This window comes from Rhizobium sp. BK591 (assembly GCF_014195045.1).
GTDB lineage: Bacteria > Pseudomonadota > Alphaproteobacteria > Rhizobiales > Rhizobiaceae > Rhizobium > Rhizobium anhuiense.
Genome location: NZ_JACIAZ010000008.1, coordinates 32,377 through 51,189, shown reverse-complemented (window position 1 = coordinate 51,189; position 18,813 = coordinate 32,377). Strand labels below are relative to the sequence as shown.

At 58.4% G+C, this 18,813-nt stretch carries 14 protein-coding genes; 11 read left to right on the top strand and 3 right to left on the bottom strand.

Annotated features, from left to right (window positions below; all coding sequences use genetic code 11):
• The first annotated feature begins 3 nt into the window (after positions 1–3).
• The 4 genes from FHX10_RS29060 (at position 4) to FHX10_RS29045 (ending at position 4,717) form a co-directional block, all read left to right on the top strand.
• On the top strand, positions 4–1,497 hold the full coding sequence (locus FHX10_RS29060; protein WP_029733094.1) for a sugar transferase: 1,494 nt from the start codon (positions 4–6) through the stop codon (positions 1,495–1,497).
• 46 nt (positions 1,498–1,543) lie between these two features.
• Positions 1,544–2,596 (top strand): UDP-glucuronic acid decarboxylase family protein, encoded by a 1,053-nt coding sequence (locus tag FHX10_RS29055; RefSeq protein ID WP_029733095.1) that lies wholly within the window; start codon positions 1,544–1,546, stop codon positions 2,594–2,596.
• 56 nt (positions 2,597–2,652) lie between these two features.
• Positions 2,653–3,633 (top strand): glycosyltransferase family 8 protein, encoded by a 981-nt coding sequence (locus tag FHX10_RS29050; protein ID WP_049813635.1) that lies wholly within the window; start codon positions 2,653–2,655, stop codon positions 3,631–3,633.
• A 94-nt stretch (positions 3,634–3,727) separates the two neighbouring features.
• Positions 3,728–4,717 (top strand): glycosyltransferase family 2 protein, encoded by a 990-nt coding sequence (locus tag FHX10_RS29045; protein ID WP_028757615.1) that lies wholly within the window; start codon positions 3,728–3,730, stop codon positions 4,715–4,717.
• A 225-nt stretch (positions 4,718–4,942) separates the two neighbouring features.
• Here FHX10_RS29045 and FHX10_RS29040 read toward each other — a convergent pair whose 3' ends face one another.
• Positions 4,943–5,707 (bottom strand): response regulator transcription factor, encoded by a 765-nt coding sequence (locus FHX10_RS29040; RefSeq protein ID WP_029733098.1) that lies wholly within the window; start codon positions 5,705–5,707, stop codon positions 4,943–4,945.
• Between the two features lie 552 nt (positions 5,708–6,259).
• On the opposite strand from FHX10_RS29040, the gene FHX10_RS29035 reads away from it, so the two are divergent.
• Genes FHX10_RS29035 through FHX10_RS29010 form a run of 6 tightly spaced genes read left to right on the top strand, consistent with a single transcriptional unit; the run spans position 6,260 to position 11,791 of the window.
• Complete coding sequence (locus FHX10_RS29035; RefSeq protein WP_029733099.1) at positions 6,260–6,766, top strand: acyltransferase; 507 nt, start codon at positions 6,260–6,262, stop codon at positions 6,764–6,766.
• Positions 6,763–7,800, top strand: coding sequence for a Gfo/Idh/MocA family protein (locus FHX10_RS29030; RefSeq protein WP_029733100.1), 1,038 nt, complete (start codon positions 6,763–6,765; stop codon positions 7,798–7,800). The genes FHX10_RS29035 and FHX10_RS29030 overlap by 4 nt, the downstream gene beginning before the upstream one ends.
• Positions 7,797–8,900, top strand: coding sequence for a DegT/DnrJ/EryC1/StrS family aminotransferase (locus FHX10_RS29025; protein ID WP_029868054.1), 1,104 nt, complete (start codon positions 7,797–7,799; stop codon positions 8,898–8,900). Before FHX10_RS29030 ends, FHX10_RS29025 begins: the two co-directional genes overlap by 4 nt.
• The gene (locus FHX10_RS29020) at positions 8,890–9,609 is read left to right on the top strand and encodes an acyltransferase (protein ID WP_029868053.1); all 720 of its coding nucleotides are present in this window, start codon (positions 8,890–8,892) and stop codon (positions 9,607–9,609) included. Before FHX10_RS29025 ends, FHX10_RS29020 begins: the two co-directional genes overlap by 11 nt.
• Positions 9,606–10,577: an NAD-dependent epimerase/dehydratase family protein gene (locus tag FHX10_RS29015; RefSeq protein ID WP_029868052.1), complete on the top strand. Its 972-nt coding sequence runs from the start codon at positions 9,606–9,608 to the stop codon at positions 10,575–10,577. The genes FHX10_RS29020 and FHX10_RS29015 overlap by 4 nt, the downstream gene beginning before the upstream one ends.
• Positions 10,574–11,791: a DegT/DnrJ/EryC1/StrS family aminotransferase gene (locus tag FHX10_RS29010; RefSeq protein ID WP_029868051.1), complete on the top strand. Its 1,218-nt coding sequence runs from the start codon at positions 10,574–10,576 to the stop codon at positions 11,789–11,791. Before FHX10_RS29015 ends, FHX10_RS29010 begins: the two co-directional genes overlap by 4 nt.
• A gap of 76 nt (positions 11,792–11,867) precedes the next feature.
• On the opposite strand, the gene FHX10_RS29005 is transcribed toward FHX10_RS29010, so the two are convergent.
• Together FHX10_RS29005 and FHX10_RS29000 are read right to left on the bottom strand one after the other, a co-directional pair.
• Entirely contained in the window at positions 11,868–13,376 is a 1,509-nt protein-coding gene (locus FHX10_RS29005) for an O-antigen translocase (RefSeq protein WP_063473674.1), read from the bottom strand.
• A gap of 79 nt (positions 13,377–13,455) precedes the next feature.
• Entirely contained in the window at positions 13,456–14,766 is a 1,311-nt protein-coding gene (locus FHX10_RS29000) for a polysaccharide biosynthesis/export family protein (protein WP_176707325.1), read from the bottom strand.
• 564 nt (positions 14,767–15,330) lie between these two features.
• Here FHX10_RS29000 and FHX10_RS28995 point away from each other — a divergent pair.
• The coding region (locus FHX10_RS28995) for a DUF4082 domain-containing protein (RefSeq protein ID WP_246781268.1) at positions 15,331–18,813 on the top strand (3,483 nt) is incomplete at its 3' end.

Genomic DNA, 18,813 nt, shown 5'->3' with positions numbered 1-18,813 from the left:
ATCATGTCCCTATTTGCTTCGTCAGCAATGAGACCAGGTCCGTCGAAGGCATCCACATCAAATGACATGACGTCGCGGGCGATTCCGGCAGGTTCCGTGCCGCCCATAGCAGCTAAGACCGCCGATCCCTTTGCACAGGCAGCGTTGAATATATCAGTCGCACTAGGGCGCCAGCTTGCTCGGCTTGCAACATCGTCTTTCCTGGTCGCCGGCGACATTGCAAGCTATTTGATTGCCTACTTTGTTCTCCTGTCCGTTCTCCCCATGGGTTCGGAGGGCACAATGGTGGAGCGTACGTTCACGATCGCAGCATTCGCTGCGATGATCCTTTACGCGTCGGCCGGCCTCTATCCTGGATATCGGTTGCATGACCACGAACATCTCCGGCGGCGCACCATAGCTGCCGTCAAGGTGGCTGTCCTGACGGCATTCGGAGCAATTGTCCTGCCGGAGGGGGAACGACTGCTGCTTGCCGTTATTGGGTTCCTCGCTCTCGGGCTGATTGTCCAGCCACTTGCGCATTGGCTTGCACGAGGCCTGTGCCGGAGACTTGGAATCTGGGGGGAGCGCGCGGTTGTCATAGGGGCGCGCAACCTTACTCCCGCGCTTGTGGCACATTTCGAGGACCACTGGCAGTATGGTATCAGGCCGGAGCCCTTTTCCCCCGATACTTTGGAGGCATTGCCCGATGGCGGGCCATCCATTGCCGTGATTGCCGGCGACACAGGCTCGCTTGGACCCGACTTGGCGGCGATGCGTCGGAAGTTCGTGGAAGTCATTTTGCTGTCCGACACGCCGAGCCTCAAGGTAAGCGGATTGCGACCTGCAGATGTCGGCGGAGAGATCGGCATTCGCCTCACCACTGGTGGGAGTTGGGTCAACTCGGATCTGGTTCGCCGAATCCTCGATCTCGCGATCGCCATCCCTGCAACGATCGTGGTTGCACCATTCATCGCGTTCGCAGCGGCCGCAGTCTATGCCATCGATCCAGGTCCCGTCTTCTTCCGGCATACAAGGGAAGGGCGGTCCGGCAAGCCGGTGCACGTCCTGAAATTAAGGACGATGTACCAAGATGCAGAACAGCGCCTTGAAGCATTATTCCGAGACAACCCCAGCATGCGCGCCGAGTGGTTGAGCCACTTCAAGCTCAAGGACGATCCGCGCATCCTTCCGGTCATCGGACATATGCTGCGCTCTTCGAGCATCGACGAGCTCCCGCAATTGGCAAACATCATTGCGGGCGAGATGGCCTTCGTGGGACCACGCCCGTTTCCCGAGTACCACCTTTCGGCGATGGACGGCGAATTTCGGGCCAAACGCCGTTCCGTCACGCCGGGGCTGACGGGTCTCTGGCAAATATCCGAGCGAAGCAATGCGGATATCGAGCTGCAGCAGCAACTCGATGAGTTCTACATCGACAACCGGTCCTTGTGGTTCGACTTGCACATCCTTCTGAGCACAATTCCTGCGGTCTTAAAGGGCAAGGGAGCTTGCTGACCTGTTCCTCGTCCTTCGGCAATCATCACAACAACGGAGCACACCAATGCACGGACAAAAGCGAATTATGGTAACCGGCGGCACCGGGTTTCTGGGGTCATTCCTGTGCGAAAGGCTTTTGCGAGAGGGCAATGATGTCCTCTGCGTGGACAATTACTACACCGGTTCGCGCGACAATGTGCTGCATCTTCTTGACGATCCTCGCTTTGAGGTGCTCCGTCATGACATTACCTTCCCGCTCTATGTGGAGGTCGACGAGATCTACAATCTCGCCTGTCCGGCATCTCCGGTTCACTATCAGCACGACCCCGTGCAGACCGTGAAGACCAATGTGCACGGGGCCATCAATATGCTCGGCCTGGCAAAACGCACCAAGGCGAAGATCTTCCAGGCATCCACGAGCGAAGTCTATGGCGATCCGGCAGTCCACCCTCAGCCCGAGGAGTATCGAGGCAGCGTCAATCCCATAGGGCCGCGCGCATGTTATGACGAAGGCAAACGGTGTGCCGAAACATTGTTCTTCGATTACCATCGCCAATATGGCGTGGAGATCCGCGTGGCACGGATCTTCAATACATACGGGCCTCGCATGCAAACCAATGATGGCCGCGTCGTCTCCAATTTCATCGTTCAGGCGCTTCAAAACGAGCCGATCACCATCTTCGGCAACGGTAAGCAAACGCGCTCCTTCTGCTATGTAGACGATCTGATTGAGGGCTTTATCCGCCTGATGGGGGCGCCGGCCGGCGTTACGGGTCCGATCAATCTCGGTAATCCAGGAGAATTCCAGGTCCGGGAACTGGCCGAAATGGTCATCGAGATGACGGGATCGAAATCAAGCATTGTTTACAAGCCTCTGCCGATTGACGATCCGACGCAGCGCAAGCCCGACATCACCCACGCAAAGCAGGACCTGGGCTGGCAGCCGACCGTAAACCTGCGACAGGGGCTTGAGAAAACGATCGCGTATTTCGAGTGGAAGCTGTCTGGCGGAACCAAGAGCACGCTTGGCGTCCAGTCCTCGCGAATGGCCTACACCCATCTGCCTACCCCGGCCGTCGGCCTTCCCGTTCAGGAAGCCGTACCAATCGGGCCGTGAACAGAAAGATCGATCATTGCAAGCTCGTGTTCTTTCGATGGGATGGTGCCGGAAACATGAATGTGCATAGCATACCAACAGGAGCCGCCCTTGCGGGTGCAAAACAGCGGTTGGGGCCCATCGTCTTTGCAGTCGATGCGGCCTACGCCGTTCCCTTGGCGACCGCCCTTAGATCGATCGCCGAGAATAACCAAAGCGCATGGCCCTTGAATATCCATGTCATTCATGAGGGAATAGGCGAAGAAACAAAGCGACTGATCTTTGACTCTCTGCCCGCAAATTCTGCAGTCATTCAGTGGCATCCCATCGCCACATTGTCCTTCGCAAATGGATTTTCCACTCGCCCTGGCGTATCGAGGATGACCTTCGCAAGGATCCTTCTGCCGCAGTTCCTTCCGCAGACCTGCAATCGGGCTCTGTATCTGGATGGCGACATCCTGGTCCTGACTGCGCTTGAACAGTTGTGGAATATCGATCTCGGCGAGGCAGTGATCGGCGCCGTACCGGATTACTGGCTGGACAATGTTGTAAGCATCGGACCAAGTGCGACAGGCGGCCCTCGGGTCGAACGTTATTTCAACGCCGGCATTCTTCTCATCGACCTTGAAAAATGGCGAAACGAGCGAATAACGGAACGTTCGCTGGAGTATCTCGACCGCTTTCCGACGACGGAATATTCGGATCAGGACGCCCTTAACTTTGCCTGCGACGGAAAGTGGAAGATCCTGAACCGCGCCTGGAATTTTCAGTTCGAGCCAACGCAGGCGATCGCCCGCATCGCGCTCGAGCAGAAGCTCGCGATCGTTCATTTCGTGACCAACGTGAAGCCCTGGAAATCAGGAAGCTTGAGCCCGAACGTCGCCTTCTACGATGCATTTCGGTCCCGGACCCGTTTTGCGCTTACCCGGTGGGAGCGCGCTCGGAGTGGCTTGAAGCGTGTAGGCTCGCGGCTGCTTGCCCGATCCTCCTTGTTGAGAGCTGCATGGTCCTGCACGAAATCAGCGATGCGGGCACACGCATCGACGTCGCGCCAATGAATCGGGAGCGACGAACGCGTCAGAGCGAAACGAAGCCGGGTTCGGGTTCCATGAAATACTCCCGAACGTAACGATTGCCTGCGGAGGATTAAGTTTGCAACGCGTTGATGTCGTCATTCCCTGCTACAACTACGCTCATTTCCTTGAGGAATGTGTTGGAAGTGTTCTGTCACAGGCAGGCGTCGATGTACGCGTGCTTATTCTGGATGACTGCTCGCCAGACAATACGCCGGAAGTCGGAAAGGCTCTGGCATCCCGGGACAAACGGGTCACCTATCGGCGGCACACGGCAAACAAGGGCCACATCGCCACCTATAATGGCGGAATCGAGTGGGCGGGCGGCGACTTATTCCTGCTTCTCTCCGCGGATGATTATCTCTTGCCGGGCGCGCTGGGTCGCGCTTCGGAGTTGATGCGCAATCATCCGAATGTGGGGTTCACCTTCGGGAACGCGCTCATAGCTGAGCCGAGCGGCGTCAGTAAGCGCGTCGATCCTCTCGGGGACAATGGTGTGGCTCCCATGCAGGTCTTGTCGGGCCCGCAATTCATACGGTTGAGTGGAGCAAACAACCTGGTTCCGACACCGACGGCCGTCATCAGAACGACGCTGCAAAAACAGGTCGGCGGCTATCATAAGGAACTGCCGCATACCGGTGATATGGAGATGTGGCTGCGGCTCGCATCACATGCCGGAGTGGGCTACATCAACCAAGACCAAGCCGTATACCGCAGACATGCTTCGAACATGTCGCTACAATACTATGGACAAAGTATTCTTCCCGACCTCCGGCAAAGAAAACAGGCTTTCGATATTCTGTTTCGTCAAGGCGCGGAAAGCCTCAGGAAAGATGAGAAACTCAGACGTTTTCTTGCCAGGGATCTCGGGAAAGAGGCGCTTCGGCTGGCAGGCATGGCATTCAATAATTTCGATATTGCCACAGCCATGGCTATTCAGCGCTTTGCTCTTGAAGTTTCGCCCGAAGTGCGAAATTCATTGCCCTGGATCAAATTGGTCTGCAAGCAAACAATCGGGCCAAAATACTGGTACGCCCTGAATTCTATCGGGCGACGCGTTGCAGGATGAATGGGCAGGACGGGGCCGTTCATCCGCAAGTACGCAAACAACAGTCAGGTGGTCGAGCGCTCGATCGCTATTATGCCAAGATCGCGGGAGACGGGATGGAGACGAACCCCGGCATCAAAAAACCCGGTGACGCATTCGCGCCATCGGGTTTTTTGAGCAAGACCGTGGTTCCAAGATACGAAGAGGTTTGCCTCAACAACGATCAGTACAACGCCTTATCCACGCTCATGCCGGAATACTGGTTTGGAACAAGTCGTTGAGCTTGAACACGACTTCCGTCCTGTTCGTTGCTTTGACCTTTTTCATAATGTTACGAACATGCACCTTTACAGTGCTTTCTCGCAGATTGAGCTCATAGGCGATAATTTTATTCGCCTTTCCGCGTCGGAGCGCTTCAACGACTTCCACCTGACGATCCGTGAATATGCCGGCTAGCGGGCGCGCGGTCGAATTGCTCGAGTCCAGCAAGTGACGCATGGCGAACAGGGCGCTTGCAGGTACAAAAATTCCTCCCGCCACCGACAGCGCGATCAGCTCCATGCACACACTGACGCTGACCGAGGCGGGTATGAACCCCTTGGCTCCGTACTCGAGCGCCCTGACGATTTGGCCGAAATCGTCGCTATCGGCCAATACGATGAGTGGCGTTGATGCAAATTCCGACGAGAGCTTCCGGATTTGCTCCGAAACGGCCGGTTCATCGATCTTTTTGCCGCCGACGTTCAAGAGGATTGCCGAAAGCGGAGGATAGTCGTCCCGCTTCTGCTTCCACTCCTCAATTGATCCAAATGCCAGAATCTGCAAATCCGTCTTTTGGGCAGCCATGCATTGCGCCAAGCATTGCCGATCGAGTTCACGATTATCGAGAATGACAAGCGAATGCGTTTGTCTTGTCGACAAGGCAAGTGCCGTCGAATTACTTTCTATCGTAAGGGGAAAGGCTAGGTTCTCCTGCCTGGAGTCTAAATTCGGTATAAGTGCTGAATTCACAGCTTCACCCTCCCCTAACACGTTTACGCTCTCACTACGGCTTCGAGTACCAACCCCTCTCAATACGGGGGTTTAGGAAACTCTAAAGTAGGAATCGAATACCACAATTCGCGGAACGTTACAGTAGCTAATATAGGCTAAGTAGCGCACAACTACCATCGTAAGGCGGAAATAGAATGATAAATCTAGGGTAGACTTATATATTACTAGGAGGTTTGTAGAATAGTCTGCGCCGTTACACCGCATTTTGGGCGGGCCACTAAATGCATGGAAACAATCGTCGTCTCCGGCATGGGTCCGGTAACGGGTGTGGGAGGTGGCCCCACCACCAATGTCGGTCGATGCGTGAATAAGGGCGTAAGTCGTCATAAGTAGATACGCCTTTAGGTGAATAACCTTAAACGTTTTGTTTCTTTACTCAGATGAAGAAAACAATTCTCTTTGAAGTGAAGAGAAGTATTTGTCCTGTCGGTATGAAACCTTGGGTGCAATCAAGCGATTGTTGTTTCAACTGAGAATCTGGGCTTGTTCAGGAGTAGGGGTTTTGCAGGGATGATTGCATCAAACGTCAAGCTGGGTGACGGCAGCATCATCCACCATCCAGATCTGGTGAATCTATACGGCTGCACGATCGGCGCAGGAACGCGCATCGGCACCTTCGTCGAGATTCAGAAGAACGTCATCGTCGGAAAAGACTGCAAGATCTCCAGCCATTCCTTCCTCTGCGAGGGCGTGACGCTGGAGGACGGCGTGTTCATAGGCCACGGGGTGATGTTTACGAACGACATGTACCCGCGCGCCGTCAATCCGGATGGCAGCCTGCAGACGGAGGCCGATTGGATCCTCATCCCGACGTTGGTCAAGCGCTACGCATCGATCGGCAGCAACGCCACCATTCTGCCTGGCGTGACCATCGGAGAGGCTGCCCAGGTCGGCGCCGGTGCGGTTGTAACAAAGGACGTGCCTGATGGCGCCATTGTCGCGGGCGTTCCAGCCAGGGTGATCGGTCGCGTCAATGACGGGGCAGTCGACATGTATGCGTTGGGAGGAATGAAATGATCGGCATCGCTGTTGTCGGGTATGGGTATTGGGGTCCGAATCTGGTTCGTAACATCTCGGAAGCGGCCGGCGCGCATCTCGTTTCAGTTTGTGATCTGAATGTCGAACGGTTGGCGGCTGTTAAAAGCCGGTATCCAGCAGTAACGATCACCGACAAGTTCGAGGAAGTTCTGCGCGATCCAAAGGTGGATGCAATCGCCATCGCAACGCCGGTCTCGACCCATTTCAAGCTCGCAATGCAGGCGATGATGGCCGGAAAGCATGTCTTCGTCGAAAAGCCGATGGCATCGACGACGGAGGAAGCCGCACGGATGGTCGAAGAAGCGGCGCGCAGACGCCTCGTGCTGGCCGTGGATCATACCTTCGTCCACACCGGCGCCGTCCGCAAGATGTGCGAACTCGTCGAGAGCGGCTTGGGCGACATGTATTATTACGACTCGGTCCGGGTCAATCTGGGGCTCTTCCAGCACGATGTCAGCGTTATCTGGGACCTCGCGGTGCATGATCTCTCTATCCTGGACCATGTTGTGCAGGAAAGGCCGGTGGCGGTTTCGGCGACGGGCATGAGCCATGTGCTCGGCGAGCCTGAGAACATCGCCTATCTGACGCTCTTCTTCGAAAGCAAGCTGATCGCCCACATCCACGTCAATTGGCTGGCGCCGGTCAAGGTGCGCCGCACCCTGATCGGCGGCAGCAACAAGATGGTCGTCTACGACGATCTGGAGCCCAGCGAAAAGATCAAGGTTTACGACAAGGGCATCACGCTGAACCCAAATTCTCAGGCCTACGGCGAGAAGGTGCATCAGATGATGGTCGGGTACCGCAGCGGCGACATGTGGGCGCCCAAGCTCGATATGACCGAGGCATTAAAACGCGAACTGGATCAGTTCGTCGAGTGCATCGAGCAAAATTCGCGGCCCATTACGGATGGCCAAGCCGGGCTGCGGGTCGTTCGCATCCTTGAAGCCGCAAGCCGGTCGCTCGCCCAGCGCGGTCGTATCATCGAGCTCGAAGAGGCGAGGCGCATTGCATGATCCCGTTCCTCGATCTCAAAGCACAATATCAATCCATCAAGAGCGAAATCGACACCGCCGTCCTCGGTGTCCTGGCCTCGGGGCAATACATATTGGGCGAGGAGGTCGCCCGCCTCGAGCAGGAATTCGCGGACTATTGCAACGTCAAACATGCGATAGCCGTCAACACCGGGACGAGTGCCCTGCATCTGTCGCTTCTCGCGGCAGGCGTCGGCCCCGGCGATGAAGTCATCACCGTGCCATTTACCTTCGTCGCGACCGTATCGGCGATCTGCTACGCAGGTGCACGACCGGTATTCGTCGATGTCGAGCCCGTGACGCTGACGATGGATCCGGCGCAACTCGAGGCTAAGATTACGGCCCGAACCAAGGCCATTATTCCCGTCCATCTCTACGGTCAGATGGCCGATATGGACGCGATCAAAGCGATTGCCGACCACTACCGGATCCCGGTCATCGAGGACGCCTGCCAGGCGCACGGAGCGCAATACAAAGGCGCGCGCGCCGGCAGTATCGGCACATCCGGCTGCTTCAGCTTCTATCCCGGCAAAAATCTCGGCGCCTGCGGCGAGGGGGGTATCGTCGTCACCAACAGCGACGATCAGGCCAAGACGATGCGGATGCTGCGCGACTGGGGTCAGGAACAGCGCTATCACCATCTGCTGAAGGGCTTCAACTACCGCATGGATGCCATTCAAGGTGCGATCCTGCGCATCAAGCTCCGGCATCTCGAAGCCTGGACCGAAGCGCGGCGCGCCCATGGACGCCGCTACTCGTTGCTGCTTGGCGGTTCGGCGAATTTGAGGACTCCTGTCGAAATCTCCGACCGGCGCCACGTCTATCACGTCTATGCTATCAGAAGCCGCGATCGTGACCAGCTTCAGCGCGTATTGAGCGCGGAGGGCATTCAGTCCGGGCTGCACTATCCGATCCCAGTGCATCTGCAGAAGGCCCATGCCGACCTTGGTTACAAGGCCGGCGATTTCCCAAACTCGGAAGCCGCCGCACGGGAGGTCCTCTCGCTGCCGATCTATCCGGAGATGCCGGCGTGGCACGTCGACCAGGTGGCCGCCGCGCTGGAGAACGCCTATGTCAGTTGATCGTGCGGGCGAGGCCCGGATCGTGCAGGCGGTCCACGGCCGTCATGAAAGGCCGGCGGACCCTGCCTATCAGGCCGGGCTGGCCGAAGAACTGAGGCAGTCATACGGGCGCGCCGGCCTGATTGAGCTCTACGGTCGTTTCGCGGCCGGTGACGGTGTCATCGATACTCTGATGCGAAAAGCCATCTGGCAAGCCATCGCGCGGAGCTGTGGCACAGGATTGCAAGTTGCAGGCGGTGCCGGTTTCAAACATCCCGAGACGTTCGACATCGGCAATGGGGTGTTCATCGGGGCTCAGGCCTATATCCAGGGTCGTTTCGACGGCCGGTGCAAGATCGGCGATAATGTCTGGATCGGGCCGATGGCCTATTTCGACGCTCGCGATCTCGTGATCGAGGATTCTGTCGGGTGGGGACCTGGCGCCAAGGTGCTTGGCTCGACCCACACGGCACTGCCCTTGGATGTGCCGATCATTCGCACGGATCTTGAAATCAAGCCGGTACGCATCTGCGCAGAGGCCGATATCGGAACGAACGCGACCATTCTTCCCGGCGTGACCATCGGGAAGGGGGCGATCATTGGAGCGGGGGCAATTGTCGTTTCCGACGTCGAACCGTTCTCGGTCGCCGCAGGTGTACCTGCGAAATTCATACGTTGGCGTTCGGATAATGATCCGATGACGAACATGTCGCGTGAGGGAAGATCATGAGAGACAAACGGGTGCTCATTACCGGCGGGGCCGGTCTGATCGGCTCGCATATTGCCGATCTTGTCGCATTGGAAAAACCTCGCGAGATCATCGTCCTCGACAATTTCGTGCGCGGGCGCCGGGACAATCTCAGCTCGGCGATAACAAGCGCGCCTGTTAAGATCATCGACGGGGATATCCGCGACAGAGCGCTTCTGGCAAAAGTCTTTGAAGGCGTCGACATCGTCTTTCATCAGGCCGCCATCCGCATCACGCAATGCGCCGAAGAGCCTCGACTGGCTTTCGATGTCCTTGCGGAGGGGACGTTCAACGTTCTCGAAACCGCCGTCAAGGCGGGCGTATCGAAAGTAGTTGCTGCCTCTTCCGCCTCCGTTCTGGGGCTTGCCGAGAGTTTTCCAACGACCGAAGAGCACCATCCGTACAATAACCGGACGATCTACGGCGCGGCGAAAACATTCAACGAGGGGCTGCTGCGTAGTTTTGCGGAGATGTACGGCCTGCGCTATGTCGCGCTCCGTTATTTCAACGTCTATGGGCCGCGCATGGACGTTTACGGCGCCTATACGGAAGTTCTGATCCGTTGGATGGAACGCCTGGTGGCCGGGATGCCGCCCCTCATCTATGGGGATGGTAGCCAGACGATGGACTTCGTCGATGCACGCGACATCGCCCGGGCAAACATTCTGGCCGCGAAAAGCGATGTCACGGACGAAGTGTTCAACGTCGCGAGCGGCAAGGAAATAAGTCTACTGGAACTCGCGAAGATGCTGAGCGACATCATGGGTTCCTCACTCGAACCGCAGCACAAAGAGGCCCGCACGGTCAACGGCGTGACCCGTCGCCTTGCCGATATCAGCAAGGCCGAACGGCTCCTCGGCTTCAAGGCGGAGATCTCCATGGAGCAAGGGCTTCGCGATCTCGTTGCCTGGTGGCAAAAGCAGACAAGCGCAGGAGGGCAGGCTGCATGAGCTCATCTCAATCCATAATTCCGGTTGCCAAACCCGTCCTCGGGGAAGAAGAGGCTGAGGCTGCGCGCCGCGTTATTCTGTCGGGATGGGTGACGCAGGGGCCGGAAGTCGCGGCTTTCGAGCGTGAATTCGCTGCCTTTGTGGGCGCCGCGCATGCTTGCGCCATGTCCAATTGCACGACCGCGTTGCATCTGGCCCTGAAGGCTGTTGGCATATCCGCCGGCGATGAAGTCGTCACAGTCAGCCATTCGTTCATCGCAACGGCGAACGCGATTCGATACTGTGATGCAGTGCCGGTATTCGTCGACATCGAAGCGGATGGTTACAACATCGACCCCAGCCTGATCGAAACAGCAATCACGCCTCGCACCAGGGCAATTCTCTGCGTGCATCAGCTCGGCATGCCTTGCGATCTCCGCGCCATCGTGGAGATCGGCAAGCGCCACTCGATACCGGTTATCGAAGATGCAGCCTGTGCGTCCGGAAGCGAAATCCTGTGGGACGGTCGTTGGGAAAAGATCGGCAAAGCGCATGGCGACATTGCCTGCTTCTCCTTCCACCCCAGGAAGGTCGTCACGACAGGCGATGGCGGCATGTTGACGACGGCCAATCCCGAATATGACCGGAAGTTCCGGCTCTGGCGCCAGCATGGCATGAGCGTCACCGATGCCGTTCGTCACGGCTCCAAACAAGTCATCTTCGAAGACTATGATGAGTTGGGCTACAACTACCGGATGACCGATCTTCAGGCGGCCGTCGGACGCGAGCAATTGCGGCGGCTGCCGGAATTGGTTGCCCAGCGCAGGCTGCTTGCCGAGCAATATTGCGAGCGTCTGTCGACGATTGTAGGGCTTTCGCTGCCGGCCGAGCCGCGCTGGGCTCGCAGCAATTGGCAGAGCTTCTGTGTGAGGTTGCCCGATACGGTCGACCAGCGGGCCGTCATGCAGACCCTGCTCGATCAGGGTATCTCGACTCGGCGTGGTGTGATGAACATTCATCTGGAGGGAGCCTATTCCGGTGAGACCTCCCACCGCGTTGCCACGAGCCTGACGCGAAGCGTATCTGCGCAGCAGCAAACGATAATCCTGCCGCTTTATGCCCAGATGACCGTGTCTGACATGGACCGGGTCGTCGAGGCATTGCGCGCAGCCCTTGCGGAAGCGACCGTCGGAGCCGCCAGCGTGCAACGTGCCATGGATGTCGCTGTCGCCTGAACCCGCATTTGCCTGAGGTAAAAACAATCTGCATAACGAAACAATGCGCGCATCTCCGGATACGCGCATTGTTTCGTTATGCAGATTTCGTGATCCATCCGCGGATGGTTGCGGGCACGGACTCCGGCGGAAGCAGGTCGATCAGCATGCGCAGCGAGTAGAGCCCGCAGAGAGCGACGGCGACGAAGCCAATCACCGTCGCCGGCCATAGCGGCAAAATCGAGAACATCAGGAATACCAGTCCCGATGCGGGCAAGAAAAGCAGCCCGTGTCTGCGATTGGCGGCGGACCAGCGAAAACCGGTCAGCTTCCGCACGATCACATAGATCAGCATGCTGTGCCAGACATAGAGGCCGAAAAACGCCATACCGGCTCCCTGCGTGCCGAGCAGCGATACGAAGAGCCAGGCAAGCCCCACATGCACGACCGCCGCCGCAACCTCCGTCCAGAAGAAAATCGCCTGGGTACGCTTTGCCACGACTATGAAACCCATCGGCCAGGAAATAATCCGCAGCATCATTCCAAGGCAGATCCAGCGCAGAAGATCGACTGCCCCCTGAAATTCCGCCGAATAGAACAGGCTCATCATGAGCGGCGCAAGCGTCAGGGTGGCGAGCAGGCCGGGGCCAGCGAGCAGCATGCTGATTTCCGCCTGTTCATTGACCAGCCGATTGCATTCGGCATTGTTGTCGGCCGCCGCGGTCAGGCGCGGATAAAAATCCGTTCCCATCGCCTGCAGGATGAAGCCGGCATAGAGACCGCCAAGGCCCCAGGCCGCCTGGTACAATCCAGCCGCCATGACACCGCCCTCCTTCAGCACGATGAGGCGGATGGCATAAGCCGCGCCGAAGGTCAGAAGCCCGCTTGCCATGAAGACGAAGCCGAGCCTGAGCAGTGCCGACACTTCCCGACCGAACTGGCGCGTGGGCATTGGCGAGGGATGCGGGCAGATCCGCCGGCTGTACCACCAGGTCGGAAGGATTGAGGCAGCCGCAATGACCACGAGGGACGGTGCGATCGCCTGCAGGCCGAACAGATAGATCAGCGGGATGCTGACAGCTGTGCCGATAAGCCCGGCAAGCACGTTGATACGGGCAAGATCGGCAATGCCGCGCAGGCCCTGGATCAATGCAGTCTGCCCTGCGGAGACCAGTCGAAAGAAGATTGCCAGCGACAGCAGTGCAATGCCACCGGCATGCTGGTAGCCGCCGAAAGTGAAATTTGAAACCGGGAATGCCAATGCGGCGAGAAGGAGCGCACCAAACAATCCGAGCACCATCGATATGCGTCTCAGCACTGTTGCTGATCGTGCGATCATTTCTGCGTCATCGGTGCCCGCAGCTTCGGCAATCTGGCGCACGCCGCTGCTGCCCACGCCAAGCCCGGCAATCGCCTGCGCGATATCGAGGATCGATCCATAGAGGCCCATCAGTCCCATGCCTTCCGGCCCGAGCAGAACAGCCATGGCTTTGTTTCTGATAATGCTGAGTGCGACATTGACGAGCGAAGAGCCGCCCATCAGCATCGTCGATTTGAGGATCTGGGTGTAGGTCTGGCTGCTGGGTGGGGTCATGCGCAAAGTCATCGGATGCCCATGCCCGTTATCCGGTGCCGGCGTTCAATCGCCCGCCGCAGGGCCAATTGCGGCACATGCCTTTCGCGTATCACCGGCTTACCTGACTGATATTGGCCTCTGTCTGAACAGGCAGCGCAGCGGCGTCTTCGGACGGCGCATCCGTGATACGGGGCTTGGCTACCCTGACCACGTCGCCCGGCGCCAATTCCGTCGTTTCGGATGCCTGGAATTGATTGACTTGTCCCTTGTCCCGCCGGCTCACGATGAAGGTCAGCGGGAGTTCTTCATCGCGGTTATTCACGTTTATGCCGGTCGACAGCTCTCCGAGAAGCAGTTGTTGCGTGGTGTCGCGCTTCAATTTGAGCTGATCGAGAGTGGCCTTTTCCGCCTGCACCTCGGAAGCGATCTCGCTCCGACGAGTGTCGGAAAGTCCCTCGAGATTGCGCGTCGTCTCGTTGATCGCCTGGCGGCCCCGCATGATGGCGGTGACCAGGTCGAGCCGGTCGGAGCGATAGTTGGTGAGCAATCGTTCCAGATCCATCTGTCGTGAGGTGATCGTGAGGCCCTTCTGGACAAGCGTCTTCACGCTCGTCAGTTGCTCCTCGACCGACTGGATATTGTCATCCGAGCCTTTCAGCTTTTCTTCCAGTGTATCGATTTCCGCATTCAAGAGATTGCGCAATTCGACGAGGGCCACCGACTGCTTGTCGAGCGCGCTTGCACGGGCCTGAAAAATGACCCGCTCCTCCTGGTGGATACTCTCGGCATACTGCCGATCGGCAGCGGGCGGCGGATCGAAGACGATCTCCTTCGCGCCGGCCATCTCCGCTTGCAGCCGCGCGAGCTTTGCCGAACTGCGTAGCAGCGAATGGTCGATTTCTCGTAGCTCGCCGGCAAGCTTGATCGTCTCCGTTTGCTGCTGTGCCGCAGCCCGCAACGGGCCGCCGCTCATGGCCAGGGATTGCAGGACGCTGAGGCCGGAGTGAAACTTGTATTCTCCCGGTGCCATCACGTCTCCGACGACGTAAATGGCCGGATAGTCGAGAACGTCGATGGTCACCGCAGGTGTCTGGGCCAAACCCATCTTTGCCTGAAGGCGCTTGCCAATCTCGCTGGTCAGGCTGGCACTGTCCAGATTTCCAACCGGCAGCGACCCTAGAAAGGGCAGGGAGACTTCACCTGCCTCCGAAACCGTATATTCGCCGCCAATCGCATCCCATCGCTCAAACTGGCCCTTGGACGGCATCCATTGGACGACCGTCAGGCGGATTTTCGTTTGTGGAGCCAAAGGGGCGCTATCGGCGAGAGCCGGCGATGCAGCTCCGGCAAGAAAGACCAGTGCACTGATGACAAACGTTGCTCGAAAGAACAGGTGAGGGACGCGGTGCGATAGATTCATGTACATGTCTCGCCTTCAAAACATCCTTCAACGGACGCTGGTCCGATGCCTTAAGCGCTGTTCGAACGCCGGACGCCAAGCCCGAAACCACATCGCTAGTGTGCAGTGTGGCGAAGCCTTGAGGAAGGTGGAGGTCGTTTACTTTGCCTAATCACAATTGATAGGGTGAGGAGGGTGCATAAGCCTAAATCGAGCAGAAGCACATATCTTCTGCGCGACACAGAGGCATCGCCTCGAAAAATCAACGGGCCCAGCGGCTTATGCTATCGCACGAACGGTCCGGTGCGTGGTCTCCTGCTTGGGAGGCCAGCATGAGCGCCACCATGCGGCGATGGTGAAGCCACCGCCGCGGCTTCGAGCCTTGCACAGGAAGGGCGAATCTTCGCGACCTCACGCGTCCCATCCATCACGTGGGCGACGCAACACGGCCGTTTGCCCAAAGGATGCCGCATGTAGAGCGAAAGGCGTAGGATATACCCTCTCATTTTTCGGCTATAATTCAGGGTCTCGTATCAAACGATCCTCATAGATTCGATCCTGAAAATCACGCGAGAGGTGCCCGCCATGTATCGCAACGCTCGCCGCTGGAGCTCGCGCTCCCTCCTGTTGGATTCGCTGGTTCCCCGATGGTTGGCCGTCGGCGGAGAGGGAAAGCCGCGCAAGCCTGCCGAAAGGCGCGAGGATAGTGCTCAACTTGCGACATCCGTGCAAACCGCGGATGGAAGCAAGCATGATGGAACGCTTGTCGACAATCCCGACAACAACGTGGAGCTCAATGAGCATGACGTTGGACGGAGAGAGGGCGTGATCGGCGACGCGGACGGTCGAGCTGATATCCCCCGCGCGCAGCCGCCCATGGCCAACACTGTCGCGACAAATCTCGAAACGGGGGGGCGAAGCGCTGATACTGCCGCGTCACGGTTGCCCGCCTACACGCTTGGTTTTGCGCGTTTCGAGCGGGACGCGAACGGAGTTGCATTCGGGGCCGCATCGCCCTTTTATCGCACCTATGCTGGAATGAGCTCCATAGGCGACGATCCTCTGGCTCCGTATCTGCCGCAAAGCCCTGCACCGACGGTTTCCGGGCAGGGTTCTGCTGCGGTGGCGGCTGAGCGTGCGCACTCGGGCAAGGTCGTCATTCTCGAATCGAGCCCGTCAGCGCAGGCGACAGCCCAGCATGCCGGCGCTAATTCGCTGGCATTTGGCATGCCCTTTGGTGTGTGCGGATGCGGCTACTTTACCTCCCCCACGCGGATTCTCGATTGGGCGCATGGCGGCGCCTTGCTTCAACAGGACGGTCAATTGTCGGGAACCAAGCTGACCGAGGGCCCGGACTATGTGCAGAAGATCAAACGGGCCATAGGCGCCTCGGTCAGCGATCCGCTTCTCGACCGTGATTTGTCCCCGCTCTCGGGCTGGCGCGGGACCGCAACGTGGACGGATTCGACGATCTTGAACGGATCGTTGCCCGGTGGCGGAGAAATCGGAACGGGCACGTCCACATCCAAGGGTATCGGCATCCTTTCCGGCTCGGTGACAACGCCACCTTCTACACAGCGGTCGTTGGCAACGCAAAATCTGGCGGCCGCGGCGGCGGCGGCCAGCAACGCGATCGTGCTGGAAAACCAGAAGCAGGGTAACCCGGAGAGTGAGTGGGGCATCGACGGTGCCGGTAGCTCCAACATCGAGGGGTTTGCGACCGACATCAGCGTCGACAACGGCAAGACGGTCAGCTTCAAGATCAATACCAATTCCACCAATTATCGGATCGACATCTATCGGCTCGGCTATTATGGCGGCATGGGCGCGCGCAAGGTCGCGACCATGCAGCATACCGGTTTGCAGACGCAGCCCAATCCGTTGCGCAACGCCTCGACCGGCACGGTGGATGCCGGCAACTGGGCAGTCTCGGCGTCGTGGACCGTACCCAATGATGCCGTCTCGGGCGTCTACATCGCCAAGCTCGTGCGACAGGATGGCACCTTTGGCGAAAATCAAATCCCGTTCATCGTGCGGGATGACGACAGCCACAGCGACATCGTCTTCCAGACTGCAGACGAGACATGGCAAGCTTATAACGGCTGGGGTGGCGCTAACTTCTATGGCGGCAATGGTCCGGCGACAGGCCAGGGGGCGGGTCGTGCCTATGCGGTCAGCTACAACAGGCCGATTGCGACCCGCGGCGGGGTCGGCACCTATGCCGGTCCGCAGGACTATCTGTTCGGCGCCGAATATGCAGGCATCTACTGGCTGGAACAGAACGGCTATGACGTCTCCTACCTGTCGGGTGTCGACGTCGACCGTTATGGCAGCCTGTTGCTCAATCACAAAACCTATGTTGATGCCGGGCACGACGAATACTGGTCTGGACAGCAGCGAACCAATGTCGAAGCCGCGCGCGATGCGGGCGTCAACCTGATGTTCTGGAGCGGCAACGAGGTTTATTGGCGCACCCGTTGGGGCAATGCCTACAGCGCCGACGGCACGCCCTATCGCACACTGATCTCCTATAAGGAGACCTGGTCGCCCACCGCCAGCATCGACCCTTCCAACGAATGGACGGGCACATTCCGGGATCCGCGTCTCAGCCCACCTGCTATCGGCGGCGGAAACCCGGAAAACTCGCTGACCGGACAGTTGTTTAAGGTCGACGATGTCGGCAGCAATCTCCAGGCGATCACTATTCCCTATGACGACGCCAATCTGCGTTTCTGGCGCAATACCAGCGTCGCCAATCTTCAGCCTGGCCAGACGGCGACGCTCACCAAGAACTATCTTGGTTACGAATGGGACGAAGCTGTAGACAACGGCTTTGATCCGGCCGGCCTCGTGAAGCTGTCGTCGACGACGCTTCCGGTCAGCACTTACTTGCTCGATTACGGAAACACGACCGGCAATGCGACCTCGACCCACAATCTGACGCTCTATCGCGCGCCCAGCGGTGCATTGGTGTTCGGCGCCGGCACGGTCTACTGGACATGGGGCCTGAGCGACAACCACGATCTCACGGCGACGCCGACGGACCCGCGCGTGCAGCAGGCAATGGTCAACTTGCTTGCCGATATGGGCATTCAGCCCGGGACGCTGCAATCCGGGCTCGTCGCGGCAACCGCTTCGTCGGACAATGTTGCACCGACTTCCATCATCACGGCGCCGTCAACGGCGACCGTTGGCTCCGCAGTCACGATTACAGGTACCGCCACCGATACGGGCGGCGGGGTCATCGCCGGCGTCGAGGTTTCTACGGACAACGGGGCAAGCTGGCATCCGGCGACGGGCGATGAGAACTGGACTTATACCTGGTCGCCGCAGACAGCGGGCACATACACCATCCGATCTCGCGCCGTCGACGATAACATCAACCTGGAAACACCCTCGGCGGGACGCACGGTCACCGTCAGCGGGCCGAGTTACACCTCTCTCTTCGGCGCGGCGACGCCGGCGGTCGTCAACACCAACGATAGCTCAGCCGTTGAACTCGGCGTCAAATTCCAGACCTCCGTGGCAGGCACCGTCACCGGCATTCGTTTCTACAAGGGCGACCTGGATACTGGCACGCATACCGGTTCATTATGGTCGAGCACCGGCACGCGGCTTGCGACCCTCACCTTCACGAATGAGTCAGCCAGCGGTTGGCAGACTGCCTATTTCACCAGCCCGGTGTCACTGACAGTCGGACAAACCTATACGGCGTCTTATCACACGAATAGCGGTCATTATTCCACGACCACCGGCTACTTCACCTCGAACGTAACGAGCGGGTCGCTCACGGCGCCGGCCAGCGGCAACGGCGTCTACCGCTATGGCAGCAACAGCCTATTCCCCACGAGCACGTTCCAGTCGACGAACTATTGGGTCGATGTGATGTTTACCACGCCGAGTTCGAACACGACGCCGACGGCGGTTGCCGATGCGGGTGATGCGACGGAGAAGGGTGGTGTCGCCAATGGTTCGGGTGGTGTGGTTGCCAGCGGCAACGTGCTGACCAACGACACCGATCCGGATGCCGGTGATACCAAGACGGTCACGGCCGTCGTTTTCGGCGCG